The following is a 19,914-nucleotide window of genomic DNA, read 5'->3' as shown; positions in this document are numbered from 1 at the left end:
ACGATTTTCCGTCGGCCGAGATGGGCGAGGCCAAGTGGCAGCCGCTTATCACCAAGAACCTCAGCGAGCGGTCGCTGTACGGGTATGGCGATCCTGCCGTGTCCAAGGTCGATGACGGCTGGATCCTCACCGCGACGACCAACGATGCGGACGACGCCTTTCCGATCCTGCACTCCAGCGACCTAAAACATTGGGAGCATCGCGGGTTCATCTTTCCAGAAGGGCGGGCGCCAAAGTGGGCAGCGACCGGAAAGCGTGTCGCCGACTTCTGGGCGCCGGAGATGGCGAAGGTTGGCGAAGAGTATTGGACAGCCTTCACGGCGCGCCAGAAATCGAATGCCCTGGCGATCGGACTGGCACACGCTCCGACACCTTTCGGGCCCTGGATCGACAACGGGGAGCCACTCATCACGGGTGGCGAGGTTCTATACCCCGGCACAGCCGCAAGCGGCGGCGTGATCGACTCCCACATTTTCGTTGACGAGGACGGTTCCACTTACCTGTTCTGGAAGAACGACACGAACGGGCTATGGCCAAGGCCTTTGGCCGGCCTGCTTCGCGATCACCCTGAACTGATTGAGCGTCTCTTCGAACGGGAGTCCGACCGCAGGACGGCCGCCTTTGCAGCCGCAGTGCAGCCCTGGGCGAACAGCCGGCGGCCGATGGAGCGCTTCTTCCTGATGCAGCCGCTGATCGAGGCAGCGCTCGACAACTGGCCGCGGGTAAAGCCGGCCCTCGTCGACTGCGGCCATGCGGAAAGGATCGTCGAAGCGATGCGAACGCCGATTCACGCGCGACGGTTGTCGCGGGACGGGCGCTCTTTCGCCGGAGACGAGCATATCGTCCTCGCCAACGACCTCGATTGGGAAGGTCATTTGATCGAGGGCCCCTTCGTGACCAAGCAGAATGGCCGGTACTGGATGCTTTACGCCGGCAACGACTTTTCGACGCCGGCTTATGGCATTGGTGTCGCGGTGGCCGATCATCCATTCGGACCTTGGCAGAAGAAGGCCGAGCCTCTCCTGAAGTCGGTCCGGGAATGGTGGGCGCCGGGTCATGCATCCGTCGCGCCTGGCCGAGACGGTAGGCCGCAGCTCTTCTTCCACGCCTTCTTCCCGCAACGATGCGGGTACAATGCCTTCCGAGCGCTGCTCACAGTTGGGTTGGAGTTCACCAATGAAGAGGTCGGGTTGCGCGCGATTTGACGCTGGCGGCGCGCGATGTCGTCCATGCTGCGCCTTCGTTCACAACGGGTTATAGTCCAACAATCGTGGTGAATTCCGTGGAAGCCGTGAGTTCGCAATCCAGCGTTAATGTTTACGCTCATAACCCTTTGACAAGTTTATGATTGTCGCGAGATTCACGGCGGGCTAGATGAGATGCGAGGGCGGGGAGGCGGAATGCGTGAAAGACTGGTTCAGACCGCGGCCGCCGTTATTCTTGTTGCAGCTGCAGGATGCGCCTGCGCAATGACCGCCGGCAATACATCGAGGGGCTGCAAGGTCATCGGTGGCGAAAAGCTCCCGGCGGATTCCGGTGGTTCCGATGTGCTCTGCCAGGCGATTGCGGCTGCGGTTGATGAACAGGCGCCAGGCGTCGGTTATCAGATTGAGATTACCGTGCTTCCGATGTCGCGCTTGAGCGCGAAGATCACGACGGCCGAGGGTGGGACGTTGCCGGAGCAAGGATTCGCTCAGATGGACAAACCGTTGTCCAAGAGCGCTTTCCAGCGCTTCGCCAGGGCAATCGCCGCCGAGCTAACCAAAGCCGGCGGAAAGAATTCTTGATATTTGTGCAGATCGAATTTCGCGGGCATCTTACCGCGTCGATGATAGTTGGTGACACCGTTTAGGCCGGTCAATCCGGGCGCGGTTGTGGGGAGCTGAGATCTTGGTCGATATTCCGAACAACAATACGACGACGACGACGATCGCGGTGGGCGGTTCGGTCGTGAACACGATCGAGACAGTCGGCGATCATGACTGGATCAAGATCAATCTGACAGCGGGACAAGCCATAACGGTCGCGCTGAACGGCATTACGTTGGGCGATCCGTTCCTCCAGATCCGGGATCAGAGCGGAAACGTCATTTACACCAACGATGACGTGAACCTCGGCGTCAACCTGAACTCCCTGCTCAGTTTCCAAGCGAGCTACACCGGCGTCTATTACATCGACGTTGGGGCTTATCAGGACCCGAATAATCCGAACGACCCGTATCCCGGTTCAACCGGCGACTATCAAGTGAACGTCACGGCTTATCAAACACCACCGGTCTGGACCAACGACCAGATCGCGAACCAGCTTGCGAGCGGGTACTGGGGTGGCACTGCCCACAAGTTTGTTCTCGATGCGACGCGCACGCTGACGGTGGACATCACGGGTCTCACCCCGGAAGGCCAGGCACTTGCGCGAGCTGCGCTGCAGACCTGGAGCCAGATCACCGGAATCACTTTTCAGGAGACAGCCTTAGGAACCGGGGCGAGAATCACATTTACGGACACCAGCGTTCCGCCCGACGATGGAGCGTATACTTCGTCCAGCTATTCCAACGGGAATATCACGCACTCAGACATCAACGTCGATGTGACGTGGCTTTCGGATTACGGTCCCAACATTGGCGGCTATGCTTATCAGGCCTATTTGCACGAGATTGGCCATGCGCTCGGTCTCGGACACGCCGGAAATTACAATACGACGGCTGATTATCCCTACGACGCGCTTTACCAGAACGACGCTTGGGCAACCTCGGTCATGTCCTATTTCAGCCAGACCGAGAACACGTATTTTAGCGGCCAGGGCTTCACCAGCGCGTATGTCGTAACGCCAATGGTTGCCGACATTCTGGCGATTCAACAGCTGTATGGTCTCTCGACGACCACTCGGTCGGGCGACACCATTTACGGCCCGACCGGAAATGCTGGATCGCCGTACACACTGGCAAACGTAGCTTATACGATCTTCGATACAGGCGGCATCGATACACTCGACTATTCGCAGTATCAGTCTGCACAGACGATCAATCTGAATCCCGAAACCTTCTCGAGTGTCGGGGGCGAACGTGGGAACGTCAGCATTGCGCGCGGCACGGTCATTGAAAATGCAATCGGTGGAGATCGAGCCGACATCATGATTGGCAATTCGGTTGCCAATACGCTGAGCGGGCTTGCCGGTGCCGACACTCTGACCGGCGGCTCCGGGAGCGACATGTTCCGCGACACGATATCCGATCACAATGGCGACACGATCACGGATTTCAGCCTTGGCGATGCAATCGTCTTCACCGATGCGGTGCTGGCGTCGTTCACGTTCAACCTGACCGGCAACACGCTGACCTACAGCGGCGGTTCTATGACATTGAGCGGCTTCAGCGGCACAATTGTGGCCACTGCTGCAGCGGGCGGCGGAGTTCAGCTGACGATTCAGCAGGCGATCGTGCAGGACGCCCGGAACGACTTCAACGGCGACGGCCGCAGCGACATCCTGTGGCGGCACGACGATGGTCGCATTACCGACTGGCTCGGGACCGCGAATGGAGGATTTGCGCCGAATGCCGCCAACTCGTTGAACGGCGTGTCGGTCGACTGGCAGGTCGCGGCGACTGGCGACTTCAACGGCGATGGGCGAGACGACATTCTCTGGCGGAACGTCGATGGGCGGATGACCGATTGGCTAGGGACCGCCACCGGCGGTTTCGCGGACAATGCCGCAAACGCCTACAATAGCGTCGCAACCCAATGGCATGTCGTCGGCGCCGGTGACTTTAACGGCGACGGCCGCGACGACATCCTGTGGCGGCATGACGATGGTCGGATCACGGATTGGCTTGGCACCGCCAATGGCGGATTTGCCCCCAACTCAGCAAATTCTCTGAATGGCGTGTCGGTCGACTGGAAAATCGCGGCAATTGGCGACTTCAACGGCGATGGGCGTGACGACATTCTCTGGCGAAATGTCGACGGGCGGATGACCGATTGGTTGGGAACGGCCACCGGCGGTTTCACGGACAATGCGGCCAACGCCTACAATAGCGTCGCAACACAATGGCATGTCGTTGGCGCCGGTGACTTCAACGGCGACGGCCGCGACGACATCCTGTGGCGGCATGACGATGGTCGGATCACCGATTGGTTGGGGACCGCCAATGGCGGATTTTCACCGAATGCCGCCAATTCGTTGAACGGTGTGTCGGTCGACTGGCAAGTCGCCGCAATCGGCGACTTCAACGGGGACGGCCGCGACGATATCCTTTGGCGAAATGTCGACGGGCGGATGACCGATTGGCTGGGGACTGCCACAGGCGGCTTCGCGGACAATGCGGCAAACGCCTACAATAGTGTCGCCACGCAGTGGGATGTCAAACCGGACATCTTCTGGGTCTAGCAGCTCAACTGGCACCCTTGTGAAGGTGGCCAATGCCGGTGCATGGACGCCGTATGGCTGGGCCGCTCAAGGGCATCAGGATTGTCGAGATGGGCGGCATTGGCCCGGCGCCGTTCGCGGCCATGATGCTTGCCGATCATGGTGCCGAGGTTATCCGTGTCGAAAAGGCGGGGATGATCGGCTTCGAGAACGACCCGCTGCGCCGGTCACGTCGGAGCATTTCGCTCAATCTCAAGCGTCCCGAAGCTTGTGAAATTGTCCGTCGTCTCGCCACCGATGCGGATGGCCTGATCGAAGGATATCGCCCGGGCGTGATGGAGCGCTTGGGTCTTGGTCCGGACGAACTGCTCCGAGCAAATCCGAAACTGGTCTACGGTCGGGTGACGGGATGGGGCCAGGATGGTCCATTGGCGCAGGATGCCGGGCACGACATCAATTATATCGCGCTGTCCGGGTTGCTGCACGGCATTGGGCCCAAGGACCGCCCCATTTCGCCCATCAATTACCTTGGGGATTATGCTGGCGGAGCGATGATGCTCGCGTTCGGCATGGTGTCTGCTCTCTTTGCGGTGCGCGCTGGCGGCAGCGGCCAGGTCATCGACGGTGCGATGAGCGAGGGTGCAGCACTGATCGGGGCTATGACCTTCGGCTTGCTTGCCGGGGTCACTGGAAGGATAAGCGGGAGGCCAACCTCCTCGACGGCGGTGCTCCAAATTACGGGATCTACCGCTGCTCGGACGGCAAGTTCGTAGCGATCGGCGCCATCGAGCCACAATTCCAGCAAGCCCTCGCCAAAGGCCTAGCGCTTAGTCCCGGCGCGAGCCGGGACGAGATCGCGGCAGTCATCAAGACCCGCACACGTGACCAGTGGGCGGCACATTTCGCCGGGACTGACGCCTGCGTGACGCCCGTCCTCGAGCTCGAGGAAGCGCCCCTTCATCCGCACAACATCGCCAGGCGCACGTTCATCGACCTGGACGGCGTTTTTCAACCGGCTCCGGCGCCACGATATTCGAGCACCGTGCTGGCCCGGCCGGACCCACCGCGGCTCGAAGGCGAGGATGCCGAGGCGATCCTCGGAGAGCTCGGCTATTCAGGTGAGGATATCGCGCGGATGCGGGGTGAAGGCGCGGTGATTTGAACCCGCTTTACGAGACCATGGACGTCAGCGTGTTCGAGCGCATGAGCCTCGCCGCGGCAAAGCTCGGTGCCGTGAACCTCGGCCAGGGTTTCCCCGATTTCGGATGGCCGAATGCAATCCTGGATGCCGCTGCGGAGGCTCTCAAGTCCGAATCCAATCAATATGCGCCGTCGCGCGGGCTTCCGAAGCTTCGTGAGGCTATCGCTAGTCATTATGGACGGCACTACGGAGAGCGGCTGCAGCCGGATCAAATCTGCGTGACCAGCGGCGCGACCGAGGCGCTCGGCGCAATGATCCTCGCCGCGGTCGAGCCCGGGATGAAGTGATCATCTTCACCCCGCCTACGACAGCTATGCGCCGATGATCCGGCGCGCTGGGGCGACACCGCGGGAAGTTGCGCTCACCCCGCCGGAGTGGCGGATCGATGCCGATGCGTTGGAAACTGCGGTGACGGACCGAACCAAGGCAGTCATCTTCAACAATCCGCACAATCCCACCGGCCGCCTGTTCGCAGGTGACGAACTGCAGATCGTCGCGGATTTCGCGAACAGGCACGATTTCACAGTGATCAGTGACGAAGTCTGGGAGCATATCCTGCTTCACGGAGACCGGTTTACGCCGTTGGCGATGCTTCCCGGCATGGCTGACCGCACGCTCAAGGCTGGCTCCGCAGGCAAGATCTTCTCGCTCACGGGATGGAAGGTCGGATGGATCGTGGCATCGCCAGCCAAGGCGGCAATTACGGCGCGTGCCCATCAATTCCTGACCTTCTCCACCGCACCCAGCCTCCAGTCGGCGGTTGCCTACGGACTTACCGAAGGCGATGCCTGGATCGAGCCGATGCGCGGGCGCTTCTCGCGGGCCCTCAACCGAATGAGCGAAGGTTTGAGACAGGCAGGTTACGTCGTTCTCGAACCCGCTTCGACCTATTTCCTCTGCGTCGACCTTGAGGCGTCCGGCATCGAGGTCGACGACGAGACCTTTGCAAATGCGGCCGTCGAGCGGGCAGGGGTGGCGACAATCCCCGTGTCCGCCTTCGCAGAGGACAATCCGTCGCGTCATCTCGTCCGGCTCTGCTTTGCCAAGCGTGACGAAACCATCGATGCGGGCGTGCAAGCCATGGCCCGCGCAAGGGAGCTTTTCGCATGAGCCCGGCAGAAGAAGCCGCCAACATCTTGGAGCAGTTCGGCGTCGTGTCGACGGGCGATCTCGCGAGCTACTCGCCGATCGATGGCGGCGAGATCGGTCGGGTGCGGTTGGGCGACCCGGCTCTCGCAGGCGACCGAGCTGCCGATGCATTCTGGCGATGGCGATCTGTTCCCGCCCCACGCCGTGGTGAGCTCGTCCGGTTGCTCGGCGAAGAGCTACGCGGCGCCAAGGAGCCCTTGGCGCGGCTTGTGACCCTCGAGAGCGGGAAGATCGTTCAGGAGGGCTCGGCGAAGTTCAGGAGATGATCGACATCTGCGATTTCGCGGTTGGGCTATCGCGTCAGCTATACGGGCTCACGATCGCCAGCGAACGGCCCAATCACCGGATGATGGAGCAATGGCTCCCGCTCGGACCCGTGCTGGTCATCAGCGCCTTCAATTTTCCAGTCGCGGTCTGGGCCTGGAACGCGGCATTGGCGCTCGTCTGCGGTAATCCGGTGGTCTGGAAGCCCAGCGAAAAGACGCCACTGACGGCCGAAGCGGTTTTGGCTCTAGTCCGAAGGGCATTGGCACGTTTCGGAGATGCGCCTGAAGGTCTCGTTCAACTCGTTCAAGGCGGTCGCGATGTGGGCGAAGCGCTCGTCGACGATCCGCGGATCGCGCTGGTTTCGGCGACGGGGTCGACCGCCATGGGACGCGCCGTCGGGCCACGGGTTGCGCGAAGGTTCGGGCGCGTTCTGCTCGAGCTTGGCGGGAACAACGCAATGATCGTTGCTCCGTCCGCCGACCTCGGACTCGCCGAGCGGGCTATTCTCTTCTCAGCGGTCGGGACGGCGGGCCAGCGATGCACTTCGCTTCGGCGCCTCATTGTCCACGAGGATGTGTACGGGCAGCTCGTGCCAAAGCTGAAGCAGCTTTACTCCAGCGTCCGGGTCGGCGACCCGCGGGAACGGAACACTCTCGTTGGTCCCCTGATTGATGAAGATGCATACGCGGCCATGGAACGTGCACTCGGCGGCGGACTGGAACGGGTCGATGGCGTTGCCGGGGGCTTCTACGTTCGCCCCACTCTGGTTGAAGTCGAGCAGCAGGAGGGGCGCGTCCTGACAGAAACCTTCGCGCCGATCCTATACGTGATGCGATACCGAAAGTTCGAGGACGCACTTCGCCTCAACAATGAAGTGCCGCAAGGGCTTTCATCCGCCATTTTCACCAATGATCTGCGCGAGGCCGAGCAGTTTGTGGCAGCGGCGGGCTCCGATTGCGGCATTGCCAACGTCAACATCGGCCCGTCGGGGCGGAAATCGGCGGGGCGTTCGGGGCGAGAAGGAAACGGGTGGCGGACGCGAAAGCGGCTCGGACAGCTGGAAAGCCTATATGCGTCGGCAGACCAGCACCGTGAACTACGGCAAGGACCTACCGCTCGCTCAGGGCATTCGCTTCAACATCGCCCCATAGCTCCAAATCTTCGTCGGATAGGAGTTGCGGCCAACGCTTCTTGAACTCGCGGTTCCAGTCGAGGAGCGCGTCCGGCTCGAGCGGCGGGGAGATCAGAAACCCCTGGACGACGTCGCATCCCAGCTCGCGCACGCAGCGGAGCTGTTCGACCGTCTCGACGCCCTCCGCCGTTGCAACAAGACCAAGGCCATGGGCGAGTTCGACGATCGTTCGAACAATCAGGCGGGAATCGTGCGCCTGGGTAGATCGACGACGAAGCAGCGGTCGATCTTCAGCTCTGTGAAGGGCAGCTGGCGAAGTTGAAGAAGCGACGAATAGCCCGTCCCAAAGTCGTCGATTGCAAGGCCGATGCCCTTGATCCGGAAGCGGGTAAGCGTGTCCATCAGTTTCACGAACTGTTGGGTGGCGCCCTCCGTCAATTCCAGCACCAGTCGGTCGGCCGGCACTTCCATCTCGCGGCAGATGCGTTCGACGAGGTCCGGAAAGTCGAGACTTTCAAGGCTGACGGCCGAGATATTGAACGCAAGGCGCATCTCAAGGCCCTGGTCCTTCCATCTGCGCCATTGCTGGAAGGTGGTTCGCAGGCCCCACTCGGTCAGCTTGTCAATGAGGCCATGCTCTTCGGCGAGCGGTACGAAGCGGGTGGGGAGACGGAGCCCAACTCGGGATCGTCCCAGCGAACCAGGGCTTCGACCCTCCCCAAGGTGCCGTCGCGAAGGCTGACCTTCGGCTGATAGACAAGACGAAGCTGATTTTCCGCAAGCGCCTTCCTGAAGCTTTCGAGGAGCTTGCGGTCTGCTGCCGTCAAGAGGGCACCACCGGCTTCAGTCGCTTGAGCAGGTTCTCGAGCTCTTCCAGTCGGACGGGCTTCTCCAGCGGCCCGGCCATCTGCAGGCCCTGCGCCTCACCCAGGCGGAAGGCGGATTCCAGAACCCGGCGATCAAACCCGCTGATAATCAGGACCGGCCCGGCAAAATCCTCGTCGGCCAGGAATCGCAGCAGTTCGACGCCATCGACCGGCATACCCAGATCCATCGCGACAGCGTCTGGCCGTTTCGCCTGAAATTCGGCGCGGAAGCTTGCGTCGTTCGACGTGATGGTCGGACTGAAACCGATTTCGCGGGCCGCACTGGCGACGAAATCGGCAAGCGCCGGCTCGTCATCAATCAGCAGCAGCTGAGGCTGCTTCATCGCCAACTCCCATCCAACCCGCGACCTTGTGGATTCTGCGCCTGAAAGCATGTGCACGTCAAACAAATGAAACGGCTTCTTAACCGTAACTTAGTAACGGAGAGCATTGGTTTTTAGCTCGCCGGAGCGCATTTCATGTTCGGATCGCTCATTCGTCGGAGAGAAATCCGTATTCCCAGTGTGGAAGACGGTACATTCGATTCGACCACTTTCTCGCTCAGCACTGCCGTTCCGCGCCCGTCGGAGCGTCGCAATGAGGAGCGCGTCGCTCCGATGCTTCGCGTCGCCAAGCTGGACGGTCCCTCGGGCGAGCAGCTGATCCGTGTTCGCAACGTATCCGCCGGTGGCCTGATGGCAGAGGCCGGGCAGCCGGTGTCGGTTGGTGATGAAGTATCCGTCGAACTGTCTTCTCAGAAGATTCCGGGCTCAATCGTCTGGATCCGCGAAGGCACGATCGGCGTGAAGTTCGATCAGAACATCGACCTGGGTGAGCTTTTGGCGGGCCGCAAGCCCCGTCACGGCTTCCGATCGCGGCCGCCCGACTGGAAGTTAGCTGCAAGGCATCGCTTCGCGTCGACAAGATCTACTACACCGTCGATGTGCACGACATGTCGCTCGGCGGAATGAAGGTCGAGCCGATCGAGGAATATTGCCTCGGCAAGAAGGTCGTGGTGGTGGTCGAGAGCCTGCGGCCTGTCCGCGGCGAGATCCGGTGGTACTCGGACCGTAAGGCCGGGATCGTTTTCGACGAGCCGCTGACGTTCGAGGAACTGGCGGAATGGGTTGGCAAGCGGCTGGAACTCGCCAGCCTCAAGGCATCTTATAAGCAGGGCTGATCGAACCTACATTAGTCGCTCCCCGAATTAGCAGGAGCGGATAATGGCCCAAGACGTCGCCGTATTTGCAGGCGGATGCTTCTGGTGCACCGAAGCCGTATTCAACGATGTGGTCGGCGTGACCAAGGTCGAGAGCGGCTACATTGGCGGCGAGGTCGCCAATCCGACGTACAAGCAGGTTTGCGGCGGTGACACAGGTCACGCCGAGGCGATCCGGGTCACCTTCGACCCGGATGTCGTCAGCTACGATGACCTGCTCAATATCTTCTTCGCGACGCACGATCCGACCCAGCTCAATCGCCAGGGCAACGACATCGGCACCCAGTACCGGTCCGCGATCTTCCCTCAGAACGACGAGCAAAGTCGCCAGGCTCGCGAAGGGATCGAACGCTCAAACCCGGGTTGGGGTGGGAAGATCGTCACGACGATCGAGGCGAACGGCCCTTGGTACCCCGCCGAGGATTATCACCAGCAGTATTGGGAAGGCGAAGGTCAGCGGAATCCCTACTGCATCGCCGTAATTCCACCAAAGCTGCAGAAGCTCCGGAAGAGCTTCCAGGCCCGCACGAAATCGGCAGGCGCTCCCGCCTAGGCTTCACACTTTGGACAAAGAAAAACCCGGGAGAGGCGACTCTCCCGGGGTTCTCTTTGCTTGGCTGCTTAGCCGCGCTCTGGCGCCGGCGGCGGCGGAGGCGGCGGCGGCGGCGGAGCCGGGCAGGCCTCGGTCGCCAGGATCACCGAGCCGTCCGGGCACGTCTGCGTAGCAGGCGGCGGGGCGGCGGCGGAGGAGGCGGCGGTGGCGGAGGGGGCGGCGGGGCGGCTTCAGCGCCACCGAACCGGATGCCGGCACCGACCAGCATGGCCAGACGCGAGGAGTTCGTCCGGTAGTTTGAATACCGGGCTTCGCCTTCACGTAGAACATGTTGCTGACGCTCTGTTCGACACCAGCGCCAACCTGCCAACCGCGGGTGCGGAAGTGGTTGTAGTAGCTGCCGAGTGGATTGTCGGCGTCGAAGAACTTGCGCTGCTCGTTGATGACCCAGCCGCCCTTGGCGTAAATCAGGGTCGACGGCGTAACGAGAGCACCGGCGCGAAGACCCGCGCCCCACTCTTCGAACGATTTGCGATATGCGACGCCCGGACCGTCACGCGTGACGTTCTCTGCCTTCGACATCCAGTAGCTGCCGTAGGGACCTACGACGAATCCACCGAGGTCGAAATCGGCGCCAATCTCACCACCGTAACCGAGGTGGTTGTCATGGTTGCCTTCGGAATAAAAGCGATCGACGCCCACATTCGCCTCTGCACGGATTCCGTACAGCGACTGGGCGCTCGCCTGTGAGGTCGCCAGCAAAGCTAACGCCGTGAAGGCACCGATACGAACTAGCCTCATCGAAAAATCCCCTTTCTCTACACAAGGAGTGACTATTAAACCCAGAACCGCGGGGTGGTTCCCGCTAAACAACAATTGTCTTCGAAACTCTTAAATCTGCGGCATTTTCACAATGTTCGCTCCCGTGGGCAGCACGGCTGGGGGCAAACAGTCAAGCGTCACACGTCAGAAATTGTCTAATGCAAATGCCGGTATTGCAAATCCGCAACAGTCATTCGGCGAACAAACTCAGCTCCTGTCAAATAGGACCTAACTTATAACACGATCTTGACTGAACGGTGATGACCGCCCCGATTTCGCCAATATCGTCTTGTTTTCGTAATGAATCCTGTCATCGGCAATCCATATGCGATCAGCAACCTCATGCACGAGGAGATCCGCCTCGGCCGTTCATGCTGCCAAATGCCTCAGAATTGAGAACGCTCCGAAGTCGACGGAATTAATATTCCGCTGATTGTTATAGAGTAAATAGCGAATAACACGACCGTACGGTAGTTCATCCTCGGTTCATCCGCGGGCTTCGACTGATTTTGGAGCAAATTTTGCCTTTACCCGGCACGATCGTGATGTCATGCCGCAACACCATTGACCGAATTAGGTCAAATCCCGTCGTCGATGCTGGAATATGAAAGCAAGGACGACTAAGCGGATGTTTCCTCATTGAGGTGATATTCGACAGGCGAGCTCGGTGCCTGAAACTGTATTTGCGAAGAGGGGCCAGTGACAGTTCAGCCTATCCTGCGGACGCAGCCTTGCGACGGCTCGATTCTCCGTCGTGGTTCCGAAGTAATCAGCATCGAAGCTCGGGCGCTAAGCGTCTTGGCGCAGGCGCTCGACGCCTCGTTTGTCGATGCTTGCAACGCCATCTTGGCGGCCCCTGGCCGGGTGGTGGTGACCGGTATGGGCAAATCCGGTCATATCGGACGTAAGTGGGCTGCGACGCTTGCGGCCACAGGGACACCTGCGATTTATGTCCATCCTGCCGAGGCGGCTCACGGCGATCTCGGAATGCTGGTTGCCGGAGATGTTCTGGTCGTCATTTCGAACTCGGGAAACACGAGCGAACTAAGGGCATTTCTCCGCTATGCGTCGACCATTCGGGTCAAAGTGATTGGCGTCGCATCGAAACGCGAATCCCTTGTTATCGAGCGAGCCGACATCAAGCTTTGCCTACCCGCTGCCAGGGAAGCATGCCCCGCGAACATTGCTCCGACGACCTCCACCACGATGCAGCTCGCGCTCGGTGATGCGCTCGCCATGGCTCTTATGGATATGCGCGGATTCTCACGCGATGACATGAAGGTCCTTCATCCGGGCGGATCGCTAGGGCTTCGCTTGACCCCCGTCTCCGAGATCATGCATGGTCCGAGCAAATTGCCTCTCGTCAGCCAGTCGGCGGAGATGCGGGATGTCATTATAACCATGACGTCCACCGGGTTCGGCATCGCGGGCGTGGTGAATGCCACTGGCAGGCTGATTGGAGTCATCACTGATGGCGACATTCGTCGCCATTTCGACGACCTGCCGACTGCAACCGCCGAGCAGGTTATGACAATCAACCCGAAGACGGTTTCCTTGGAAACTCTTGCTGAAGACGTGCTCGTTTTCCTGAACGAGAACGCAATCACGAGCGTCTTCGTTCTTGATAGCGATGCCTCAATAAATCCCGGAAACCCGGTCGGCATTGTCCATGTGCACGACTTCCTTCGATTAGGTCTCGGCTAGGCCGAAGGCGTACTGCCGGCTACACGCAAGGGGTTGGCAGGTCGTTGCCGACCATGGATTCGATTCATGCGAAGGCAATCTCCCTCGACTGGCGCAATGCTCCCTTGCTGAAACAATACCGATCGAGATTGCCGAACAGCACCAAAGCCCCGCAAAATGAGAAGTGGGGCTGGCGCAGACGGCAGTTGACGCTCCGCGTCCACTTTGATGCCTTTCGCTTGGAACCATGGCGATATCTGGAGGCGGTAGTTTGGCGGTTGCGCGGCTTGCGTCTTCGCGCACGAAACCGCTTCGCCGAGCTGATTGGCAAGTCGCCCAGCGCTTACGCTCTTTGGATCGAAAAGATCGAGCCAAAAACACGCGCTACGTCGTTCGCGTCCGCCCGGGAAGAGCGTTCTCATTGATTGGCGTGATAGACTGTACGGAGAGTGAGGAGAATCTCGGAGAAACGATCTCTTCATTCAAGGGTGTGGAACGATTGATAGTTGTCGGCGGCGCCGACAAGATGGGGCCGTTCGTTTGGATTCCCGAGCCAACCGACCTGGCCGAACTGGTACCTGACGCGTCGTGGATATGTATTGCCCGGTCTGGCGACAGACTTTCGGAAAGCGCTCTGGATACCTACGCCGGGAAGGCGGGCGCCTACCCAAAAGCTCGATCTTCTATGCCGACGATGACCTGATCGGGCTCAGAGGAGAGCGGCAATTGCCGCACTTCAAGCCGAGCTGGAATCCAGAATTGTTCGCTCACCATGATTTCGTGACCCACTCCTGCATTTTGAAAGTCTCGACATCGGCGCTCCGAAAGTTGCGGCCAGGAGGCTGGGTCCGAGATCTGGTCCTCGATCTAATTTCATCGGAAAACATCCCTGTGCGGATTCCGATGGTGCTGCATCATCGGCGACAAAGGCCAAAGGCAACAAGGAGCCTCGCTGCAGTTGGAGCAATTGGAGCTTCAAGTGCGGCTGAGGTCACCGTTATCGTACCTACACGCAATCAGCTCCCCTGCTTCGCAATTGCATCAATGGCGTGAAGCAAGTGGACTACCCAGCCGTCGAAATCTTGATCGTCGATAATGGAACCGATGATACCGAAGCCCTCGAATACCTCCACTCGCTCGAAGGGCAGGGAGCTAGGATTCTGCATATTCCGGGTCCGTTCAACTATTCGGCATTAAACAACGCGGCGGTTAGACAGACTCGCACTGAATACCTTTGTTTTCTCAATAACGATGTCGAGATGATGGACTCGGCCTGGCTTCGATCCATGATTGCTCAGGCGATGCGCGCGGACATCGGAGCGGTGGGGGCCCGGCTCTTGTATCCCGATCACACAATTCAGCATGCTGGGGTGGTAACAGGCATAGGCGGCGGAGCAGGTCACGCTCATCGCTTCCAGGCGTTGGAGGCAGAAGGTTACTTCAATCGAGCAAATCTCCCGCAGCGAACTAACGCGGTCACGGGCGCCTGCATGATCTTGGCACGACATAAGTTTCTTGCGGCGGGTGGTTTCGATGAAGTGAACTTCCCCGTGGCGTTCAATGACGTGGACCTCTGCTTGAAGCTCAACGAGAGAGGCTGGCAGTCATTTTATGAGCCAAGGGCTACTTTGATCCACCACGAATCGAAGTCCCGCGGGACGATCGGGCAAGGCTGAACCGAACGCGGTTCGCGGGAGAACTGGCGGCGCTGAAGCGCAAGTGGGGCACGGATTGCGAGCGCGACCCTTATCACCATCCACATCTTAGCCCGTTCTGCGAGCAATTCGTTATTGCCGTCTGACCCGATGGCGCGACTGCTTCTACCCGAAGTTACCATCTGCGCGGCAGCATCGGTAAACGTTACGGCTACTGTACGCGCGTTGAAGATCTGCCTCGACCGGATCGACTTCGCAGACTGCCTGCTGTTCGGGGCGGCGGATCACCCTGTTTCAGATTCCCGGATCCGCTTGATCGACGGCCCTCTTCTCAAGTCCGGGGCAGAATATTCCGAATTCGTGCTTCGCGGCCTCGGCGAGCATGTGATGACGTCCCACGCGTTGATCATACAGTGGGACGGCTTCGTGCTGGATGCGGCGAGGTGGGATCCACGATTCCTGGACTACGACTACATCGGCGCCCCATGGCCCCAATTCCTTGACGGCCACAATGTGGGAAACGGTGGATTCTCGCTTCGCAGCCGCAGGCTGATGGATGCTTGCCGCGATCCGCACTTCGTGCTCGGCCATCCGGAAGACATTGCGATTTGCAGAACGAATAGAACATTCCTCGAGCTTAAGGGGCTCAAGTTCGCGGATCGCTCACTCGCCGAGCGATTTTCCTTTGAGCGGGGAGACCCCGTCGGTCCGACATTCGGTTTCCACGGAATCTTCAACTTGATTCCGGTGCTCGGTGCTGATGGGTTCTGGGACCTGTACCGAAAACTCGACGACAGAAAGACTGCGGCCGTCGATTTCGGATTGCTATTCCATCAGCTAGCCAATGGTTCGAACGCAATCAGACGCCGCCTCAAGTTGACGATCGATTACTTGGCCGCAATCTCCAGATGGTGATTTCGGCAGTCACGCGGCAACGCGGACATCCCGCTCTGCATTCGCCTCTAGATAGAGGGCTCGTTCGTGGAGCCAGAGATCCGCGTAATCGCAGTTCTGCCATTCATCGAACCATGGACCGCCATTCGTGAAGTGAATCACGCGAGGCGTTTTCTGGGGTTTCGAATATTCCCCTCCAGGAAATTCCAGTCCAGATCGAGTGCGCCGATTGCGGACTCGTTCTTGATCCACTCGAACCGGTGCAGGAACGCCGGGCTTACCGAATTCACGACCGCAGGTGTAAGCGAGCGAACATCGGGTGGTCGCAGTTGAAAAGCATGAAAGACGACCAGTTCTTCCGCGGATAGACTGCTTGCTGCTTCCCATCCATCTTAACCTGCTGGGCCGGGGTGTATTCATGTTGGACGCAATACAAGGCCTTGCTCGCATCCAAACCTTCGAAAACGTTTCTAACATCCACAGTAAACAAGAAGTCACAGTCGCAGAACAGTACCCACCCATGAAGTCCCGCCAGGTACGGTGTCAGGAAACGAGTAAGAGAGAATTCTGTTGACGCACCGGTGTCCAGTGAGCGCGTGTACAAGCCAAGCTCCCGGAGAGCCGGTTGGCGCAAAGGGATGACATTCAACGCATTGTCGGCATGGCGAAGAAGGGAGTGCCGGCAAACTTGCCACGCAATATCTTCCCTGCTGTCGTAACCAACGAAGATTTTGGGTAACTGTGCATCACGCATCTACTATTCCTGTTCCACCCGCGCTCAAACGAGCAAAATCCTGCTAATCCGTTGTGGCGAGCCCCACCACCCGCACCATCTCAATTAATCGAACGAACGGCAACAACATGGTTGTTTCCCGTTCGAAAACCCCTTTATAGCAATCCGTCGGTAGCGAACTATCCCTTCAACGAAAATAGCGAAAAATCAAGAAGATGAGCGTCCCCCAGTTCGAACATGCCGTGGTCGTGCTCGGCATGCACAGATCGGGACGTCTGCGCTCGCTGGGATGCTTGGCTTGGCGGACTGGCTGTGCCGCGAACGCTCCTTCCGCCCAGTGCAGGTAATGAGCGAGGCCTTTGGGAATCCGAATCCGTGAAATCTCTCAATGAGGAGCTTTTTCGTGATTTAGGAACAACTTGGCACGGTGTGGAGGACGTTGAGCTATCTTCGCTTGGGCGGCGCAAGCTGGAGCAGCTTCGGAAACTCGCGCAAGAGACTCTGAAATCCGAGTACGACGGATCTGCTTCGATCGTCGCTAAAGATCCTCGGATGTGTCGTCTTCTGGGGTTGTGGCAGCCAGTCTTCACAACGTTGGCTGCGCGGACTGGCTATCCAATGATTTTGCGCAATCCGCTGGAGGTCGCGCAATCGTTGTCTCAACGAAACGGGTTCGACCCTGAATACGGATTGCTCCTTTGGGTGCGTTATCTCCTTGATGCGGAGTTGGGAACGAGAGGGCTCCCTCGGGTTGCCCTGACTTTCGATCAACTTCTGGATGACTGGCAATCCGTGCTGGAGCGCATCGCTAGGACGCTAAAGATCCCAATCGATGCGAGTTCAGTCGACGGCGAAAAGGTGGCCGATTTTCTTTCCACCGATCTTAGGCATCACCGCATCGCGGACGAGCAGGCCTTCATCGAGCTTGCGAGATTTCCGCAAATTTCCGAAGCCTATCGAGTCCTTCTCGGATGGACGACGGGAACGCCTGAATCTTCCGTCGATTTTGAAACCCTTGATCGAATCCGGGCCGAACTCAATCGAACGGGACCTATGGTATCGGACGCCCTTGAGCGGGCCAGGCTCGATCGCAAGCGCATGGCCGGTCTCAAATCGCAGGCTGACGAAACGGCCGCCGAACTCGCACGGGCAAGGCGCTCGACCGGAGATCTCGATGCCATCAGGGCCACTCTGGCCGAGCAATCGATTTCGCAGGCTCGGCTCGAAGAAAGATTGGCAAGCGCAGTTACGCTTCTTTCCGACGCGATTGCAAAGCGAACTTCGCTCGAAGAGGCGGTAGCGGAAGGCCTGCAAGTTCAAGATGATCTGCGGAGGCAGATCGATCGCATGCGGGAGGAAGCCTTTCGTGCGGCTGAGGAATATGGTCGGAGCCGCGAAATTTCCGATGAGCACCATCGACGTGAGATGGACGCGCTGGCTGCAAAATCCGAAGCTACTGCCCGTAGTCAGTCGGAAAGATATGAGGAAGCTGAGCAGCAAATCCAGCGGCTTGCCAAGAAACAAGATGCGCTCGAAACAGAGCTCAAGGACGTAAAGCGCAAGTATCGCTCAACTCAGCACCAGCTTGTCCGAGATCAAGAAAAGCTGCGAAAATCGCAGGTTCGTCTCGCGGAAGCAGAGGCGATCATTCTCGAGATGCGGCAGTCCCTGCCTTGGCGCATTTCGGCGCAGTCCGCCAAAATGCTCCACCGGATTGGAATGCAGATTAGCAGAGCGCTCGGTGGAGGGATCGAAAGATTCGAGAGTTTCGGGTCGCGCAGATTCGACGATCTTCGTATTTCGATGCCGAGTGGTATCTATCAAAATACCCTGACGTGGCCGATTCCGGGTGCGATGCGGCGTTGCACTTCCTGCTGAATGGGAGCCGAGAGGGCCGCGATCCTGGACCGGAATTCTCGACCTCGACCTATCTGACGGCAAATCCCGACGTCGCAAGATCCGGCCAGAATCCGCTCCTTCATTATATTGAGTTCGGTCAGTCTGAAGGTCGCAGCATTTCGGCTCGGTCTCCGGTTCCCGCCGAGTTTACAGCCCTCGCATTCAACAGTGAGTTCGGGCCGGCGGCTCCATGTGCCAACTTTCCCATCGCGAAGTCAGCCCTGCGCGTTGGACGCGCAGCTTCCAACTCGATGGAAGCAGGCCTTGTTTGGTTTCGATCGACGGTATTCCTATCGGCTATCTTGAGGATGCCCGGCACCGTGCCTCCCTTCAGGCCTCCTTCTTGGAATTGGCGCGCTTTTCTGGTTTCCCAAGCACCTCGAGTGAGGTCCGAGCGATCGAAATGGGATCGGTTGAGACGTCCGAGACGCTCATTGACGCTTGGCAAACGGGTGATGGCCGTCTTCGCACGAGATGGAGCGCGGACGGCGCGGGGTGCATCGTTCGGGCGTACCAGCACGATCCTGAAAAAGGTGGTTCCCTTGCGCTCCTTGGCGAAGGGCTTGTGATCGCGGCCACCGATTTCATCGATGTGAACCTGAGAAATCCCTTCTTCCCCTTGTTTTTGTTTTGGCCGATCCTGACGGCACTATCCGCGGCTCGAAAATGCTTGTTTTTCCGTCGCTTTGTCGGGAGGTGCGCATTTTCCCGAGCTGCTCTTGCTAGCGCGAGAAGCGAACAAGGAAACTCCAAGCGCCATCGACATTCTTGGTCATAGTGAGGCTTTGTCCGGTCACTTGCGGGCAAGCCTCAGTGATACTGGCGAACCGTTCTTGGGGGGCTTGAGGTTGACCTGAACGGCGGTGACGGGTCCGAGCCATTGTTCCAGGCGGACATTCAAGCTTGGCTCTCAAAGGTACTGCGGATCGAGGTGACTTCGTCGCCGACCCCGGAGATCAGCGGGGCGTCGATTACCTGGCAGCTTCTATCCAGGTGGATGGCAGTCGAGGCAAACGCGGCAGCAGGCTGAGACTTTCGGCTGACATGATCCCTACGATCAGTATCCTGGTCTCCTCCTGCGAAAAAGGGGCTCCGGTTACGAACGACGTCGTTCTTCCGGTGGTGCTGGCAGGTTCGGACCAAGCTAAGCCTGCCACCTTGGCGGAATTGCCGATTACGCACGCTGAGCTACTGAGAACGTCTGTACCGGGATATGCCGAAGCCTGGCCTAGACTTGTCCCGAGCGGTGTGAGTCAACTCGGAAGCAGGGCTCCCGTCGCCGCAATTCGGCAGCATCGTAGAGCGCCCACCGATGCAGAGCTGCTTGTCCCAGTGGCTCAGCCCGTACCACTGGGGCCACAGGATACGGGTGCAATTACGTGGCTAGTCGCTTCGGATGAAACTACATCGAGTGGGCTCGCCCAGACCATCGAGACGCTTTCGCTTCAAGCAGTTTCATTTCCCGCTGCAGTTTCATTC

The 19,914-nt window shown here is 59.1% G+C and carries 19 protein-coding genes and 2 pseudogenes; 17 read left to right on the top strand and 4 right to left on the bottom strand.

All coding sequences use genetic code 11. The features are described from left to right. Positions 1-20: 20 nt before the first annotated feature. From H9L15_RS12160 to H9L15_RS12135, 8 genes and pseudogenes are all read left to right on the top strand, one after another. Complete coding sequence (locus H9L15_RS12160) at positions 21-1,205, top strand: family 43 glycosylhydrolase (protein WP_187714252.1); 1,185 nt, start codon at positions 21-23, stop codon at positions 1,203-1,205. Positions 1,206-1,400: 195 nt separating this feature from the next. Beyond that, a complete protein-coding gene (locus H9L15_RS12155) occupies positions 1,401-1,787 on the top strand; it encodes a hypothetical protein (protein WP_187714251.1) in 387 nt (128 codons plus the stop codon). Positions 1,788-1,890: 103 nt separating this feature from the next. Continuing rightward, positions 1,891-4,383, top strand: coding sequence for an FG-GAP-like repeat-containing protein (locus H9L15_RS12150; protein ID WP_187714250.1), 2,493 nt, complete (start codon positions 1,891-1,893; stop codon positions 4,381-4,383). Between the two features lie 32 nt (positions 4,384-4,415). Then, complete coding sequence (locus H9L15_RS19800) at positions 4,416-5,135, top strand: CaiB/BaiF CoA transferase family protein (protein ID WP_317617515.1); 720 nt, start codon at positions 4,416-4,418, stop codon at positions 5,133-5,135. Then, positions 5,105-5,524, top strand: coding sequence for a CoA transferase (locus tag H9L15_RS19795; protein WP_317617646.1), 420 nt, complete (start codon positions 5,105-5,107; stop codon positions 5,522-5,524). Before H9L15_RS19800 ends, H9L15_RS19795 begins: the two co-directional genes overlap by 31 nt. Beyond that, positions 5,521-5,850: an aminotransferase class I/II-fold pyridoxal phosphate-dependent enzyme gene (locus H9L15_RS19790; protein ID WP_317617514.1), complete on the top strand. Its 330-nt coding sequence runs from the start codon at positions 5,521-5,523 to the stop codon at positions 5,848-5,850. Before H9L15_RS19795 ends, H9L15_RS19790 begins: the two co-directional genes overlap by 4 nt. A gap of 34 nt (positions 5,851-5,884) precedes the next feature. Continuing rightward, positions 5,885-6,673, top strand: a complete 789-nt coding sequence (locus H9L15_RS12140; protein ID WP_317617513.1) for an aminotransferase class I/II-fold pyridoxal phosphate-dependent enzyme — start codon at positions 5,885-5,887, stop codon at positions 6,671-6,673. Beyond that, positions 6,670-8,174, top strand: a pseudogene (locus tag H9L15_RS12135) (aldehyde dehydrogenase family protein). The gene H9L15_RS12140 and the pseudogene H9L15_RS12135 overlap by 4 nt, the downstream one beginning before the upstream one ends. On the opposite strand, the pseudogene H9L15_RS20455 reads toward H9L15_RS12135, so the two are convergent. Both H9L15_RS20455 and H9L15_RS12115 read right to left on the bottom strand, forming a co-directional pair. Next, positions 8,089-8,938 (bottom strand): annotated as a pseudogene (locus H9L15_RS20455) (EAL domain-containing protein). The pseudogenes H9L15_RS12135 and H9L15_RS20455 sit on opposite strands and share 86 nt — an antisense overlap. Beyond that, a complete protein-coding gene (locus tag H9L15_RS12115; RefSeq protein ID WP_187714248.1) occupies positions 8,935-9,321 on the bottom strand; it encodes a response regulator in 387 nt (128 codons plus the stop codon). The pseudogene H9L15_RS20455 and the gene H9L15_RS12115 overlap by 4 nt, the downstream one beginning before the upstream one ends. Before the next feature lie 135 nt (positions 9,322-9,456). Between H9L15_RS12115 and H9L15_RS12110 the strand changes: the two genes are divergently transcribed. The 3 genes from H9L15_RS12110 to msrA are packed head-to-tail and all read left to right on the top strand — an operon-like array spanning position 9,457 to position 10,749. Next, on the top strand, positions 9,457-9,948 hold the full coding sequence (locus H9L15_RS12110) for a PilZ domain-containing protein (protein WP_187714247.1): 492 nt from the start codon (positions 9,457-9,459) through the stop codon (positions 9,946-9,948). Continuing rightward, positions 9,849-10,157, top strand: a complete 309-nt coding sequence (locus tag H9L15_RS12105) for a PilZ domain-containing protein (RefSeq protein WP_187715893.1) — start codon at positions 9,849-9,851, stop codon at positions 10,155-10,157. The genes H9L15_RS12110 and H9L15_RS12105 overlap by 100 nt, the downstream gene beginning before the upstream one ends. Positions 10,158-10,200: 43 nt before the next feature. After that, positions 10,201-10,749, top strand: a complete 549-nt coding sequence (gene msrA / locus H9L15_RS12100; protein ID WP_187714246.1) for a peptide-methionine (S)-S-oxide reductase MsrA — start codon at positions 10,201-10,203, stop codon at positions 10,747-10,749. Between the two features lie 3 nt (positions 10,750-10,752). Here the strand turns inward: msrA and H9L15_RS19010 are convergent, their stop codons facing one another. Next, positions 10,753-11,550: an outer membrane protein gene (locus H9L15_RS19010; protein WP_187714245.1), complete on the bottom strand. Its 798-nt coding sequence runs from the start codon at positions 11,548-11,550 to the stop codon at positions 10,753-10,755. 720 nt (positions 11,551-12,270) lie between these two features. Here H9L15_RS19010 and H9L15_RS12090 point away from each other — a divergent pair. The 4 genes from H9L15_RS12090 (at position 12,271) to H9L15_RS12075 (ending at position 15,824) form a co-directional block, all read left to right on the top strand. Continuing rightward, positions 12,271-13,275 carry a KpsF/GutQ family sugar-phosphate isomerase gene (locus H9L15_RS12090; RefSeq protein WP_223276218.1) on the top strand — a complete coding sequence of 335 codons (1,005 nt, stop codon included), beginning with the start codon at positions 12,271-12,273 and terminating at the stop codon, positions 13,273-13,275. A gap of 44 nt (positions 13,276-13,319) precedes the next feature. Continuing rightward, positions 13,320-13,679 carry a hypothetical protein gene (locus tag H9L15_RS12085; RefSeq protein ID WP_187714244.1) on the top strand — a complete coding sequence of 120 codons (360 nt, stop codon included), beginning with the start codon at positions 13,320-13,322 and terminating at the stop codon, positions 13,677-13,679. A 624-nt stretch (positions 13,680-14,303) separates the two neighbouring features. Further along, entirely contained in the window at positions 14,304-14,930 is a 627-nt protein-coding gene (locus tag H9L15_RS12080; RefSeq protein ID WP_187714243.1) for a glycosyltransferase, read from the top strand. Positions 14,931-15,134: 204 nt separating this feature from the next. Next, positions 15,135-15,824: a DUF5672 family protein gene (locus H9L15_RS12075; protein ID WP_223276217.1), complete on the top strand. Its 690-nt coding sequence runs from the start codon at positions 15,135-15,137 to the stop codon at positions 15,822-15,824. A gap of 265 nt (positions 15,825-16,089) precedes the next feature. Here H9L15_RS12075 and H9L15_RS17815 read toward each other — a convergent pair whose 3' ends face one another. After that, entirely contained in the window at positions 16,090-16,557 is a 468-nt protein-coding gene (locus H9L15_RS17815; protein WP_223276216.1) for a hypothetical protein, read from the bottom strand. Positions 16,558-16,911: 354 nt separating this feature from the next. On the opposite strand from H9L15_RS17815, the gene H9L15_RS12065 reads away from it, so the two are divergent. Beyond that, positions 16,912-18,414, top strand: coding sequence for a hypothetical protein (locus H9L15_RS12065; protein ID WP_187714242.1), 1,503 nt, complete (start codon positions 16,912-16,914; stop codon positions 18,412-18,414). A 289-nt stretch (positions 18,415-18,703) separates the two neighbouring features. Next, complete coding sequence (locus H9L15_RS12060) at positions 18,704-19,213, top strand: hypothetical protein (RefSeq protein ID WP_187714241.1); 510 nt, start codon at positions 18,704-18,706, stop codon at positions 19,211-19,213. Positions 19,214-19,914 lie beyond the last annotated feature (701 nt).

The sequence above is a fragment of the Sphingomonas daechungensis genome (assembly GCF_014489495.1).
GTDB lineage: Bacteria > Pseudomonadota > Alphaproteobacteria > Sphingomonadales > Sphingomonadaceae > Sphingomicrobium > Sphingomicrobium daechungense.
Note: the sequence above shows the minus strand (reverse complement) of the source record. Positions and strands in the feature narration are given on the sequence as shown.